This window comes from Saccharothrix sp. DSM 118769 (genome assembly GCF_052936295.1).
On record NZ_CP193627.1, the window covers coordinates 7,154,739 to 7,167,379 of the forward strand.

At 73.5% G+C, this 12,641-nt stretch carries 13 protein-coding genes; 7 read left to right on the forward strand and 6 right to left on the reverse strand.

What is annotated here, in order from left to right; genetic code table 11:
* Positions 1-7 precede the first annotated feature (7 nt).
* Positions 8-1,231, reverse strand: coding sequence for an aminotransferase class I/II-fold pyridoxal phosphate-dependent enzyme (locus ACRAKJ_RS29725; RefSeq protein WP_438922853.1), 1,224 nt, complete (start codon positions 1,229-1,231; stop codon positions 8-10).
* Positions 1,232-1,305: 74 nt separating this feature from the next.
* On the opposite strand from ACRAKJ_RS29725, the gene ACRAKJ_RS29730 reads away from it, so the two are divergent.
* The 3 genes from ACRAKJ_RS29730 to ACRAKJ_RS29740 all read left to right on the forward strand — a co-directional run bounded on the left by ACRAKJ_RS29730 (position 1,306) and on the right by ACRAKJ_RS29740 (position 4,103).
* Positions 1,306-1,764, forward strand: coding sequence for an Lrp/AsnC ligand binding domain-containing protein (locus ACRAKJ_RS29730; protein WP_438922852.1), 459 nt, complete (start codon positions 1,306-1,308; stop codon positions 1,762-1,764).
* 70 nt (positions 1,765-1,834) lie between these two features.
* Positions 1,835-3,706: an acyl-CoA dehydrogenase family protein gene (locus ACRAKJ_RS29735; RefSeq protein WP_438922851.1), complete on the forward strand. Its 1,872-nt coding sequence runs from the start codon at positions 1,835-1,837 to the stop codon at positions 3,704-3,706.
* Positions 3,707-3,716: 10 nt separating this feature from the next.
* Complete coding sequence (locus tag ACRAKJ_RS29740; RefSeq protein WP_438922850.1) at positions 3,717-4,103, forward strand: DUF6292 family protein; 387 nt, start codon at positions 3,717-3,719, stop codon at positions 4,101-4,103.
* Here the strand turns inward: ACRAKJ_RS29740 and ACRAKJ_RS29745 are convergent.
* Both ACRAKJ_RS29745 and ACRAKJ_RS29750 read right to left on the reverse strand, forming a co-directional pair.
* Positions 4,100-4,408 (reverse strand): AzlD domain-containing protein, encoded by a 309-nt coding sequence (locus ACRAKJ_RS29745; RefSeq protein WP_438922849.1) that lies wholly within the window; start codon positions 4,406-4,408, stop codon positions 4,100-4,102. The genes ACRAKJ_RS29740 and ACRAKJ_RS29745 overlap by 4 nt on opposite strands.
* Complete coding sequence (locus ACRAKJ_RS29750) at positions 4,405-5,082, reverse strand: AzlC family ABC transporter permease (RefSeq protein ID WP_438922848.1); 678 nt, start codon at positions 5,080-5,082, stop codon at positions 4,405-4,407. Before ACRAKJ_RS29750 ends, ACRAKJ_RS29745 begins: the two co-directional genes overlap by 4 nt.
* Before the next feature lie 57 nt (positions 5,083-5,139).
* On the opposite strand from ACRAKJ_RS29750, the gene ACRAKJ_RS29755 reads away from it, so the two are divergent.
* From ACRAKJ_RS29755 to ACRAKJ_RS29765, 3 genes are all read left to right on the forward strand, one after another.
* On the forward strand, positions 5,140-5,697 hold the full coding sequence (locus ACRAKJ_RS29755; protein ID WP_438922847.1) for a helix-turn-helix domain-containing protein: 558 nt from the start codon (positions 5,140-5,142) through the stop codon (positions 5,695-5,697).
* A gap of 138 nt (positions 5,698-5,835) precedes the next feature.
* The gene (locus ACRAKJ_RS29760) at positions 5,836-6,087 is read left to right on the forward strand and encodes a hypothetical protein (RefSeq protein ID WP_438922846.1); all 252 of its coding nucleotides are present in this window, start codon (positions 5,836-5,838) and stop codon (positions 6,085-6,087) included.
* A complete protein-coding gene (locus tag ACRAKJ_RS29765) occupies positions 6,084-6,488 on the forward strand; it encodes a PIN domain-containing protein (protein WP_438922845.1) in 405 nt (134 codons plus the stop codon). The genes ACRAKJ_RS29760 and ACRAKJ_RS29765 overlap by 4 nt, the downstream gene beginning before the upstream one ends.
* Before the next feature lie 57 nt (positions 6,489-6,545).
* On the opposite strand, the gene pdxS is transcribed toward ACRAKJ_RS29765, so the two are convergent.
* A complete protein-coding gene (gene pdxS, locus ACRAKJ_RS29770; RefSeq protein ID WP_438922844.1) occupies positions 6,546-7,454 on the reverse strand; it encodes a pyridoxal 5'-phosphate synthase lyase subunit PdxS in 909 nt (302 codons plus the stop codon).
* 284 nt (positions 7,455-7,738) lie between these two features.
* Here pdxS and ACRAKJ_RS29775 point away from each other — a divergent pair, with 284 nt between their 5' ends.
* Positions 7,739-9,799 (forward strand): elongation factor G-like protein EF-G2, encoded by a 2,061-nt coding sequence (locus ACRAKJ_RS29775; RefSeq protein WP_438922843.1) that lies wholly within the window; start codon positions 7,739-7,741, stop codon positions 9,797-9,799.
* A gap of 34 nt (positions 9,800-9,833) precedes the next feature.
* Here ACRAKJ_RS29775 and ACRAKJ_RS29780 read toward each other — a convergent pair whose 3' ends face one another.
* Positions 9,834-11,333 (reverse strand): CoA-acylating methylmalonate-semialdehyde dehydrogenase, encoded by a 1,500-nt coding sequence (locus tag ACRAKJ_RS29780; protein ID WP_438922842.1) that lies wholly within the window; start codon positions 11,331-11,333, stop codon positions 9,834-9,836.
* A complete protein-coding gene (locus ACRAKJ_RS29785) occupies positions 11,330-12,604 on the reverse strand; it encodes an aminotransferase class III-fold pyridoxal phosphate-dependent enzyme (RefSeq protein WP_438922841.1) in 1,275 nt (424 codons plus the stop codon). Before ACRAKJ_RS29785 ends, ACRAKJ_RS29780 begins: the two co-directional genes overlap by 4 nt.
* Between the last annotated feature and the right edge of the window lie 37 nt (positions 12,605-12,641).

Sequence of the window (12,641 nt, forward strand, 5' to 3'; positions counted from 1 at the left end):
CCGAACGTTAGTGCGTCTCCGCCAACGCGCGAAAATCGCTTGGGGAAGATTTGATGTAATGCCTCTCACAAGGCCCGGAAAGGGCCTGGTCGAGATCGTCCCAGAGGTCTTCGACGTCCTCCAGGCCCACGCTCAGGCGCAGCAGGTTCGCGGGGACGCCGGACGCCTCGCGGGCCGCGCGGGGCACGAGCCGGTGGGTGAGCGCGGCGGGGTGCTCGATCAGCGTGTCGACCGACCCGAGGCTCACCGCGGGGGTGACGAGGCGGAGCCGGCGCACGACGGCGGCGGGGTCCTCGCGGGTGGCGAGGGCGAGCACCGCGCCGGGGCCGCGCATCTGGGTGCCGACGAGGCCGGCGGGGTCGGCGCCGGGCAGGCTCGGGTGCCGGGCGGACTCGACGGCGGGGTGCGCGGCGAGCCGGCGGGCGAGTTCGACGGCGCCGCGCTGGGCGGCCTCGACGCGCAGCGGCAGGGTGGCCAGGCCGCGGTGCATGAGGTAGCCGCCCAGCGGGTGCAGGACGGCTCCGGTGGCGATGCGGACCTGCCGCAGCGGCCCGGCGTGCTCCTCGGCGCAGGCCACGACGCCGCCGAGCACGTCGCCGTGCCCGCCGAGGTACTTGGTGCCCGAGTGCAGCACGTAGGTGGCGCCGAGCGCGGCCGGGTTCTGGAGCACGGGGGTGGCGAAGGTGTTGTCCACGACGACCGGCACGCCGCCCGCCGCGGCCACGACGGCGGCGACGTCGAGCAGGTCGAGGGTGGGGTTGGCGGGCGTCTCGACCACGACGAGCCCGGTGTCGGGGGTGATCGCGTCGGCGACCCGGTCGGCGGCGGCGTAGGTGGTGCGCACGCCCAGCAGGCCGGAGGACAGCAGGTGGTCGGTGCCGCCGTAGAGCGGGCGCACCGCCACCACGTGCGGTTTGCCGGTCAGCGCGCACGCGGCCTGCACCACGGCGGTGACGGCGGCCATGCCGCTGCCGAACGCGACGGCGGCGTCGGTGCCCTCCAGCGCGGCCAGGGCCCGCTCGAACCGGGCGACGGTGGGGTTGTGCAGCCGCGCGTAGACCGGGGAGCCGGCGTGGGCGGCGCCGTCGGCGAGGGCGTGCAGCGCCTCGCCGCCCTCCACCTGGTCGGGTACCGGGTAGGTGGTGGAGAGGTCGATCGGAAGGGCGTGCACGCCGAGGGCCGCGAGGTCGTCGCGCCCACCGTGCACCGCTGTCGTTCGCAACCGCGTCATGGCCCGATCGTGGACTTCTCGCCACCGTTCGGGGGAAACTTCCGCAGGCTGTTCGGTGGACGAGGGAGTTCGGCTTGCTCGATTCGGTGGACGCGGCGATCGTCCAGGAGCTCCAGAAGGACGCTCGGCTGCCCAACAAGGACCTGGCCGACCGGGTGAACGTGGCGGCGTCGACGTGCGTGGTGCGGCACCGGGCGCTGCGCGACCGGGGGGTGATCACCGGCTACCACGCCGAGGTGGACATGGCGGCCGTCGGGCGGCCGGTGCAGGCGATGATCGCGGTGCGCGTGCGACCGCACACGCGGGCGATCGTGGAGCCCTTCATGGAGTACGTGCTGTCGCTGCCCGAGGTGCTGGCGCTGTCGCACGTGGCGGGCCCGGAGGACTTCCTGGTGCACGTGGCGGTCGCCGACACGGCGCACCTCCAGCGGCTCGTGCTGGACCGGTTCACCACCCGGCGCGAGGTCAGCGAGGTGCAGACGAACCTGCTGTTCGAGCACGTCCGGAAGCACACCGTTCCGCCGGTCGGGTGACGGACACCACTCGTCAACGGGGTTACCGGCGGGTATCCCCGGTGTCCTGAGGCAGAACGGGGGTCACGACGTGGTGAACCGGACCGAGGCGCTGCGGGAGCTGCTCGACGGGCACTGGGCCGAGCTGCGGCGCTCCTCGCTCGACCTGCTGGGCAAGCTGGACCCCGTGCACGACCTGCCGCGCGAGGAGCACCGGGCGTGGGTGCTGGAGCAGCTGCGGGTGCTCGCGGCGGGCGGCCACCCGCTGACCGGCTTCCCCGTCGAGCAGGGCGGGCACGGCGACGTGGGCGGCTCGGTGGTGTCGTTCGAGGTGCTGGGCTTCGGCGACCTGTCCCTCATGGTCAAGGCGGGCGTGCAGTGGGGCCTGTTCGGCGGCGCGGTGCAGGCGCTGGGGACCAGGGAGCACCACGCCCGCTACCTGCCGCCGATCATGTCGGCGGAGCTGCCGGGCTGCTTCGCGATGACCGAGACCGGGCACGGGTCGGACGTGCAGCACCTGCGCACCACCGCGACCTACGACCCGGCGACGCGGGAGTTCGTCGTGCACACGCCGGACCGGGACGCGCGCAAGGACTACATCGGCAACGCCGCCCGCGACGGCCGGCTCGCCGCGGTGTTCGCGCAGCTCGTCACCGGCGGCGAGGAGCACGGCGTGCACGCGGTGCTGGTGCCCCTCAGGGACGACGACGGCAACCCCCTGCCCGGTGTGACCATCGAGGACTGCGGGCCCAAGGCCGGGCTCAACGGCGTGGACAACGGGCGGCTGTCGTTCGACCACGTGCGCGTGCCGCGGGAGAACCTGCTCAACCGGTACGGCGACGTCGCGCCGGACGGCACGTACTCCAGCCCGGTCGAGGGCGCGAACCGCCGGTTCTTCACCATGCTCGGCACGCTGGTGCGCGGCCGGATCAGCGTCGCGGGCGCGGCGGGCAGCGCCACGAAGAAGGCGCTGGCCCTCGCGGTCCGGTACGCGGAGAAGCGGCGGCAGTTCACCCGGCCCGGCACCGGCGAGGAGGTCGTCCTGCTGGACTACCTGGCGCACCAGCGGCGGCTGCTGCCCGCGCTGGCGCGGTCCTACGCGCTGCACTTCGCGCAGGAGGAGCTGGTGCACGCGCTGCACGACGCGCACGGCGGCGAGCGCGACGACCGGCGGCAGCGGGAGCTGGAGTCGCGGGCGGCGGGCCTGAAGGCGGTCGCCACGTGGCACGCCACGCACACCATCCAGACGTGCCGCGAGGCGTGCGGCGGCGCCGGGTACCTGGCCGAGAACCTGATCGCCGGGCTGAAGGCCGACACCGACGTGTTCACCACGTTCGAGGGCGACAACACCGTCCTGCTGCAACTGGTCGCGAAAGGGCTGCTGACCAGCTACCGGGACCACGTGGGCGACCTGGACCCGTGGGGCATGGCGCGGTTCGTGGCCGACCAGGCGGTGAACGTGGTGATCGAGCGGACGGCGGCGCGGGCCATCATCGGCCGGCTGGTGTCCGGCAGCTCCGACGCGCTGCTGGACCGGGGCTGGCAGCTGCGCCAGTTCGAGGACCGCGAGCGGCACGTGCTGGAGGGGCTGGCGCGGCGGCTGCGGCGCGCGTCGGAGGGCGACGCGTTCGAGGTGTTCAACGCCGCGCAGGACCACGTGCTGCACGCGGCCCGCGCGCACGTCGACCGGGTGGTGCTGGAGGCGTTCGTGGCGGCGGTCGACCGGTGCGGCGACCCGGCGGCCCGGGAGCTGCTCGACCGGGTGTGCGACCTGTACGCGCTGAGCACGATCGAGGCGGACCGGGCGTGGTTCCTGGAGCACGGGCGGCTCACCCCGCAGCGCTCCAAGGCGGTGTCGCAGGCGGTCAACGAGCTGTGCGGCGCGCTGCGGCCCCGGGCGCGGGAGCTGGTGGACGCCTTCGGCATCCCCGAGAACTGGCTCGCCGCGCCGATCACCGCCTGAGGGGGCGAAGATGGGGGACGTGGACGATGCCGCGCTGCTGTCGCTCGGGCTCGCCGGTTACGTGCGGGCGGTCGCCGACGAGGTCGGGGTGCCCCCGGAGGGCACCGAGTTCGAGGTGGCCGACACCACCACCGCCTACCTGGCGCTCGCTGAGCGGGCGGGGCCGGACCTGATGCTGCTGTGGAGCGGTGAGCACGGCTGGTCGGTGGCGGTCGAGACGCGGCCGTCGGAGCCGCCGGTGACGGTGGCGCACCTGGGCGCGCCGCTCGTGCCGCCGCCCGGGGTGGTGGCCCGGTTCGTGTCCGACGTGCTGGCGGGCGACCCGGGGCGGCCGGAGCTGACCGTGGCCGACGACCGGCACGCGCTGGCCCGCGAGCTGGCCGAGTACGCGGACTAACCCACCCCGGCCAGCCGCAGCAGCGCCGTGGTGGCGGCGGCGAGCACCACGACCACCACGAACGGCGCCTTCCGCCACGCGGCGACGCCGCCGACGAGCACGCCGAGGGGCAGCGCGAGCCCGGCGAAACCGTCCCCCTTGGTCAGCGTCGAGGTCGCGACCAGGGCGAGCAGCAGGACCGTGGCCGAGGTCGACATGAGCGCCTTGACGCGGGCGGACAGCGTCAGCCGGTCGCGCAGCAGCGGTCCGGCGAGGCGGAACGCGTAGGTGCCGGCGGCGAGCACCAGGACGGCGGTGAGCGTCACGGCGCGACCTCCCGGCGGGCGGTGGCCACCAGCCCGCCGAGCGCGAGCAGCACCGGCACGCCCGCGGGCAGGAACGGGGTGGTGGCCAGGGCGATGGCCGCGCCGAGCAGGGCGGCGTTCAGCGTGACCCGGTCCTTGAGGGCGGGCAGCAGCAGCGCGAGCAGGGCGGCCGGGAACGCGGCGTCGAGCCCGAACGCGCCGGGGTCGCCGATGTTCTGCCCGACCAGCGCGCCGGCGAGCACGGAGACGTTCCACGCGCCGAACAGCGCGACGCCGCACGTCCAGAACGCGGCCTTCGCCCGCTCGGGGTCGCGCTGGGCGAGGGCGAACGCGGTGGTCTCGTCGATCAGCAGGTGCGCGCCGACCAGCCGCCGGAAGCGGCCAGGGCCGAACACGTCGCCGACCGCGAGGCCGAACGGCAGGTGGCGGGCGTTGAGCACGAGGCCGGCCAGCACCGCGGCCGCCGGGCTGCCGCCCGCCGCCACCACGCCCACCGCCATGAACTGCGAGCCGCCCGCGAACACGAGGACGGACATCACCACCGGCAGCCACCACGGCAGGCCGGCGGCCGTGGAGATCGCGCCGAAGCTCGCGCCGCTGACCGCGGCGCCGGCCGCCACCGCGGAGACGTCGCGCAGCAGCTTCGGGTCAAGGGTTCGCCATGTCGAACGCATCGTCTTCTACGATGAACAGCGGTGGGGGTGTTCGTCAAGCCGAACGATAGGACTGTCATGTCGAACACAGGTGCGCCGCTGGAGGTCATCGCCACGTCCCTGCGCCGCGAGCGCGAGCGCGTCGGGCTCTCGCTGAGCGAGCTGGCCAAGCAGGCGGGCATCGCCAAGTCGACGCTGTCGCAGCTGGAGTCGGCGAGCGGCAACCCGAGCGTGGAGACGCTGTGGGCGCTCGGCGTGGCGCTGGGCGTGCCGTTCTCCCGCCTGGTCGACCCGCCGACGCCGCGGGTCAAGGTGATCCGCGCGGGCGAGGGGCCGGCGATCTACTCGGAGCGGGCGCACTACACGGCGACCCTGCTGGCCTCGTGCCCGCCGGGCGCGCGGCGCGACATCTACACCCTGTGCCTCGAACCGGGCGCGGCGCGCGAGTCCGAGCCCCACATGCCGGGCACGGTCGAGCACATGGTCGTGTCCACCGGCCGCGTGCTCGCCGGGCCGCAGTCGGACCCGGTCGAGCTGGGGCCGGGCGACTACCTGCTCTACCCCGGCGACGTGCCGCACACGGCGCGGGCGCTGGAACCGGGCACGGTGGTGGTGCTGGTGATGGAGCACATCTGAGTGTTCACCCGAACGTGGAATTGATACCGCTGGTCAAGAGTGGTGCGTAGCACACGCGTTCGAGCGATCAAGCGGGTCGGACACCCCGCCGATGGATCTTGCATGCAAACAGCAACCGCACCGCCTATCGTCGACGACATGAGCGAGCGTGACACGAGGCCCGTCCACATCCGCGCCGTCCCCGCCGAAGTGGTGGACACGCTCCAGGCGCGGGCCAACAAGCGCGGCATGTCGCTCACCTCCTACATCCGCAACCACCTCGTCGAACTGGCGGACAGGCCGACCGCGGAGGAGTGGGTGTCGTCCGCCGTCGACCGGGATTGGGGCGTCGACAGCGCGGTGCTCCAGCAGGTGGTCCGCGAGGTGCGCGAAGAGGGGGACGACCTGTGACCGACACCATCGTGGTGGACAGCTCGGCGTTGCTGGAGGTCGTCGCCGCCAAGGCCCCGGACCGGGCACTGCTGCACAGGCTGGTGAACTCGGTCCAGTTGGCGCCGGCCCTGCTGGACGCGGAGGCGATCAGCGTCCTCCGCCGCCTGGAGCGCAGGGAACTGCTGTCGAGCGAGCAGGCGACGCGCGCGTTCCACCACATCCGCACCGCGCCCGTGGAGCGCGTCCCCCTCCGGCCGCTCGCCGACCGGGCCTGGGCGCTGCGCCAGTCGGTGTTCACGAACGACGCGTTCTACCTGGCGCTCGCCGAACACCTGAAGGTCCCGTTCGTCACCTGCGACGCGAAGGTGCTCGGCTCCAACGGTCACCAGGTGGACATCGAGGTCTACCCGGTCTCCTGACGGCGCGAGGAGCGGCCCGCCGGGGTGCACACCGGCGAGCCGCACCCGGGAAGGGCGTTACCAGCCGCGCTCGGCCAGGCGGTGCGGCTGCGGGATCTCGTCGACGTTGATGCCGACCATGGCCTCGCCCAGGCCGCGCGACACCTTGGCCAGCACGTCCGGGTCGTCGTAGAACGTCGTGGCCTTCACGATGGCCTCGGCCCGCTGCGCCGGGTTGCCCGACTTGAAGATGCCGGAGCCCACGAACACGCCCTCGGCGCCGAGCTGCATCATCATCGCCGCGTCCGCCGGGGTGGCGATGCCGCCCGCGGTGAACAGCACGACCGGCAGCTTGCCGGCCTCGGCGACCTCGCGGACCAGCTCGTAGGGCGCCTGGAGCTCCTTCGCCGCGACGTACAGCTCGTCGGCGGGCAGGTTCTGCAACCGCAGGATCTCGGCGCGGATCTTGCGCATGTGCGTGGTGGCGTTGGAGACGTCACCGGTGCCGGCCTCGCCCTTGGAGCGGATCATCGCCGCGCCCTCGGTGATGCGGCGCAGCGCCTCGCCCAGGTTGGTCGCGCCGCACACGAACGGCACGGTGAACTGCCACTTGTCGATGTGGTTGGCGTAGTCGGCCGGGGTCAGCACCTCGGACTCGTCCACGTAGTCCACGCCGAGCGCCTGGAGCACCTGGGCCTCGACGAAGTGGCCGATGCGGGCCTTGGCCATCACCGGGATGGACACGGCCTCGATGATGCCGTCGATCATGTCCGGGTCGCTCATCCGGGACACGCCGCCCTGCGCGCGGATGTCGGCGGGCACGCGCTCCAGCGCCATGACGGCGACGGCGCCGGCGTCCTCGGCGATCTTGGCCTGCTCCGCGGTGACCACGTCCATGATCACGCCGCCCTTGAGCATCTCCGCCATGCCCCGCTTGACGCGGGAAGTACCGGTGACCTGGGTGCCGGCGTCGGGTGAAGTGGTCACGGCCAACCTTTCGGAGTAGTGGGGGTGCGCCACCCATGGTAAGGCCCACGTGGACCGCCGAAGCAGGCCAATCCGGCACGTTCTCACCAGGCCACTCGTCCTTTCCGCGCAGGTGGTGGCGTGCGCCACCCTTCGGCACCTCCTCCGCCGGGCGGTGCCGGCCGCGGGTACCGGGTGACCACCCTCCGCGTTCCTCCTGCCGGGTCGAACCGGCCCGCTTGGGGTTGTCCCCGAAGTCACGCGGGTGTGAGATCGGACACCAAAGACTTGTGGAGGTCGGTCCCATGGGCAACAAGCACTCCGACAACAGCCCCTCGGCAGCCGCGGTCGCTGTGGACGACCCGGCCAAGGTCCGCAACGTCGTGCTGGTCGGCCCCTCCGGTTCCGGCAAGACGACGCTCACCGAGGCCCTGCTCGCCGGCACCGGCGTCCTCACCCGCCCGGGGTCGGTGACCGAGGGCAACACCGTGTGCGACCACGACCCGGCGGCGGTCCGCCAGCAGCGGTCGGTCGGCCTCTCCGTCGCGCCCGTCCGGCACGGCGACGTCAAGATCAACCTGATCGACACCCCCGGCTACGCCGACTTCGTGGGCGAGCTGCGCGCCGGGCTGCGCGCCGCCGACGCGGCGCTGTTCGTGGTGAGCGCGTCGGAGGGCGTGGACGCCTCCACCACGGCCCTGTGGGAGGAGTGCGCGGCCGTCGGCATGCCGCGCGCCGTGGTGATCGCGCGGTGCGACCACCAGCGGGCCGACGTGCTCGCCGGGATCGCCTCCTGCCAGGCCGCGTTCGGCGCGGGCGTGGTGCCGCTGTACCTGCCCGGCGAGGGCGACGCGCTGGTCAACCTGCTCACCACCGACGACCCCGCCCACGAGGAGCAGCGCAACGCGCTCATCGAGGGGATCATCGCGGAGAGCGAGGACGAGACCCTGATGGACCGCTACCTGGGCGGCGAGGACGTCGACCAGGCGACGCTGGTCGCCGACCTGGAGACCGCGGTGGCGCGCGGGTCGTTCCACCCGGTGCTGCCGGTGTGCTCGATGACGGGGTCGGGGCTGCCCGAGCTGCTCGACGGCATCGCCCGCGCGTTCCCCTCGCCGCTGGAGCACCCGCTGCCCGAGGTGACCGGGGTGGACGGCGTCCCGCACCCGCGCATCGAGGCCGACCCGGACGGGCCGCTGGTCGCCGAGGTCGTGCGCACCGCGGTCGACTCGTACGTGGGCCGGGTGTCGCTGGTGCGGGTGTTCTCCGGGACGCTGCGCCCCGAACGCCCGGTGCACGTGTCCGGGCACGGCATGGCCGACCGCGGGCACGAGGACCACGACGCCGACGAGCGCGTGGCGCACGTGTACTCGCCGCTGGGGGCGACCCTGCGCGAGGTGCCGTACTGCGTGGCGGGCGACCTGTGCGCGCTGACCAAGCTCGGCTCGGCGGAGACCGGCGACACGGTGTCCGCGCCGGAGCTCCCGCTGCTCGTGGCGCCGTGGGAGATGCCGGAACCGCTGCTGCCCGTGGCGGTCGTGCCGCGCAGCCGCAGCGACGAGGACAACCTGGCCCGCAACCTCGGCAAGCTCGTCGCGGGCGACCCGACGCTGCGGCTGGAGCGCAACGCCGAGACCCACCAGCTGGTGCTGTGGTGCATGGGCGAGGCGCACGCGGACGTCGTGCTGGCCCGGCTGCGCGCCGGCGGCGCGGAGGTCGACACCGAACCGGTGCGGGTGGCGCTGCGCGAGACGTTCTCCGCGCAGGCCAAGGGGCACGGCCGGCACGTGAAGCAGTCCGGCGGCCACGGCCAGTACGCGGTGTGCGACATCGTGGTGGAGCCGCTGCCGCGCGGGTCGGGCTTCGAGTTCGCGGACCGGACCGTCGGCGGCGCGGTGCCCCACCAGTTCATCCCGAGCGTGGAGAAGGGCGTGCGGGCGCAGCTGGCGCGCGGCCTGCAGGGCGAGCACCCGGTGGTCGACGTCCGCGTCACCCTGGTCGACGGCAAGGCGCACTCGGTCGACTCCTCCGACGCGGCCTTCCAGACGGCGGGGTCGCTGGCGCTGAAGGACGCCGCCGCGAACGGCCGCACCTGCCTGCTGGAACCGCTCGACGAGGTGGTCGTGCGGCTGCCCGACGAGCACCTGGGCACCGTGCTGGGCGACCTGTCGGGCCGGCGCGGCCGGGTCCTGGGCACCGAGGCCGAGGCGCCGGGCCGCACCGTGGTGCGGGCCGAGGTGCCGGTGACCGAGCTGCTGCGCTACGCCGTGGAGCTGCGCTCCCTGACCTCGGGCACCGGCACGTACACCCGCCGGTTCAGCCGCTACGACCCGCTGCCGGAGGCGGCGCGGGCGCAGGCGCGGTGACCCGCCCGTCGCGCGGGACGGGCGGGTCGGCGGTTCACGTGTTCTGCGGGAACCCCAGGTTCACGCCGCCGTGCGCCGGGTCGGGCCAGCGGCCGGTGACGACCTTCGTCCGGGTGAAGAAGTGGACGCCCTCCGGGCCGTAGGCGTGCGAGTCGCCGAACAGGGAGTCCTTCCACCCGCCGAACGAGTAGTACGCCACCGGCACCGGGATGGGCACGTTCACGCCGACCATGCCCACCTCGACCTCGTGCTGGAACCGCCGCGCCGCGCCGCCGTCGTGGGTGAAGATCGCCGCGCCGTTGCCGTACGGGTTGGCGTTGACCAGTTCCAGCGCGTCGTCGTAGGTCGCCACCCGCAGCACGGACAGCACCGGCCCGAAGATCTCGTCCCGGTACAGCGCCGTGTCCACGCCCACGTGGTCGAACAGCGTCGGCCCGAGCCAGAACCCGTCCGCCTCGCCGTCGACCGCGTGCGCCCTGCCGTCCACCACCAGCGAGGCGCCCGCGGCCCGCCCACCGTCCACGTAGGACAGCACACGGTCGCGGTGCGCGCCGGTGACGAGCGGCCCCATCTCGCAGCCGGGGCGGCGGCCGTCGCCGACCTTGAGGTCCCGGATGCGGTCCGCCACCTTCGACACCAGCTCGTCGCCCACCGGGTCGACGGCGACGACGACCGAGATCGCCATGCACCGCTCCCCCGCCGAGCCGAACCCGGCCGACACCGCCGCGTCCGCCGCCAGGTCGAGGTCGGCGTCGGGCAGCACGACCATGTGGTTCTTGGCCCCGCCCAGCGCCTGCACCCGCTTGCCGTGCCGCGTGCCGGTCTCGTAGACGTGCTTCGCGACCGGCGTGGACCCGACGAACGAGATCGCCTTCACGTCCGGGTGCTCCAGCAGCCGGTCCACGGCGGGCTTGTCGCCGTGCACCACGTTCAGCACGCCGTCGGGCAGCCCGGCCTCGGCGAACAGCGCCGCGACGAAGTTCGCCGCCGACGGGTCCTTCTCCGACGGCTTGAGCACCACGGTGTTGCCGCAGGCGATGGCGTTGGGCACGAACCACAGCGGCACCATGGCCGGGAAGTTGAACGGCGAGACGACGCCCACCACGCCCAGCGGCTGCTGGAGCGACCACACGTCGACCTTGCCGGAGGCGTTCTCGCTGAACCCGCCCTTGAGCAGGTGCGGGATGCCGCAGGCGAACTCCACCGCCTCCAGCGCGCGCTGCACCTCGCCCGCCGCGTCGGACAGCACCTTGCCGTGCTCGGCGGTCACGATCGCGGCCAGGTCGCCCTTGCGGGCGTTGAGCAGCTCGCGGAACGCGAACATGACGGTGGACCGCTGCGCGAGGGACGCGCCGCGCCACCGGGTGAACGCCTCGCGCGCGGTCGCCACCGCTTCATCCACAGTGGACTCGTCGGCGAGGTCGACGCGGGCCGCCACCCGCCCGGTCGCCGGGTCGAACACCTCGCCCGAGCGCGCGCTGTCGCCGTGCCACGGCTTGCCGCCGATCCAGTGGGTGATGCGCACGGTGCTCACAGCACGGCCTCCAGGATGCCCAGCGCCTCTTCGACCTCGTCCTCGGTCACCGTCATCGGCGGCGCGAGCCGGATGACGTTGCCGTACAGCCCTCCCTTGCCGACCAGCAGGCCGCGTTCCCGCGCGCCCTCCAGCACGGCCACCGCCTTCGCCGCGTCCGGCTCGCCGGCCGGGCCGACCAGCTCCACGCCCACCATCAGCCCCTTGCCGCGCACGTCGCCCACGGCGGGCCGGTCCTCCGCGACGTGCCGCAGCCCGTCGATCAGCCGCGCGCCGAGCTTGGCCGCGTTGGCCTGGAGGTCGTGGTCCAGCAGGTAGTCCAGGGTGGCGAGGGCGCCCGCGGTGGACACCGGGTTGCCGCCGAACGTGGAGATCGAGTTGGCCCCGAGGCAGTCCATCAGGTCACCGCGCGCCACCACGCCGCCGATCGCCAGCCCGTTGCCCAGGCCCTTGGCGAACGTCATCGCGTCCGGCACCACGCCGTGCGCCTGGATGCCCCAGAAGTGCTCGCCGGTGCGGCCCCAGCCGGTCTGCACCTCGTCCGAGACCAGCAGGATGCCGTGCTCGTCGAGCACCTCCTTGAACGCGGCGAACAACCCGTCCGGGGGCAGCGAGAACCCGCCGACGCCCTGGATCGGCTCCACCACCATGCACGCCACGTCGCCCGAGGTCGCCGTCTCCAGCACCTCGCGCAGGTCCGCCACGCACGCCTTGACGTAGTCGGCGTCCGACAGGTCCTTGAACGGGCTGCGGAACCGGTAGCCGCCGTGCACCCAGCCGACCTTCACCGGGCTCAGCGAGGACGCCGACCAGGCCCGGTTGCCGGTGATCGCGACGGTGGCGAACGCCCGGCCGTGGTAGGAGTTGCGCAGCGCGAGGACCTGGTCGCTGCGCCGGTACCGGGTGGCCAGCATGAGCGCCGTCTCGTTGGCCTCGGTGCCGGAGTTGGTGAAGAAGACCTTGGCGTCCGGGATGCCGGACAGCTCCGCGACCCGCTCGGCCAGCTCCACCTGCGACCGGATCAGGTAGAGCGTCGAGCTGTGCAGCACGCCGGTGTCGAGCTGGGCCCGGACCGCGTCGGAGATCTCGGCGACGTCGTAGCCGACCGCGTTGGTCAGGATGCCGGCGAAGAAGTCGAGGTACGTGCGGCCCTCGCGGTCGGTCACGCGCCGCCCGGACGCGCTCGCCAGCTCGATCGGCCGCTCGTAGTAGAGCGCCATCCAGGCGGGCATCACGGCGCGGTGCCTGGCCAACAACTCCTCGTGTGCCATCGCGTCCTCCGGTCGTCGTCGCCGAACTCCCTGCACC

Bases quoted from the DNA above. Each gene is read 5' to 3' on its own strand.
- ACRAKJ_RS29725 (WP_438922853.1), bottom strand. From the start codon at position 1,231: ATGACGCGGTTGCGAACGACAGCGGTGCACGGTGGGCGCGACGACCTC.
- ACRAKJ_RS29740 (WP_438922850.1), top strand. From the start codon at position 3,717: ATGGGGGACGTGGACGATGCCGCGCTGCTGTCGCTCGGGCTCGCCGGT.
- ACRAKJ_RS29750 (WP_438922848.1), bottom strand. From the start codon at position 5,082: ATGCGTTCGACATGGCGAACCCTTGACCCGAAGCTGCTGCGCGACGTC.
- ACRAKJ_RS29755 (WP_438922847.1), top strand. From the start codon at position 5,140: ATGTCGAACACAGGTGCGCCGCTGGAGGTCATCGCCACGTCCCTGCGC.
- ACRAKJ_RS29760 (WP_438922846.1), top strand. From the start codon at position 5,836: ATGAGCGAGCGTGACACGAGGCCCGTCCACATCCGCGCCGTCCCCGCC.
- ACRAKJ_RS29775 (WP_438922843.1), top strand. From the start codon at position 7,739: ATGGGCAACAAGCACTCCGACAACAGCCCCTCGGCAGCCGCGGTCGCT.
- ACRAKJ_RS29785 (WP_438922841.1), bottom strand. From the start codon at position 12,604: ATGGCACACGAGGAGTTGTTGGCCAGGCACCGCGCCGTGATGCCCGCC.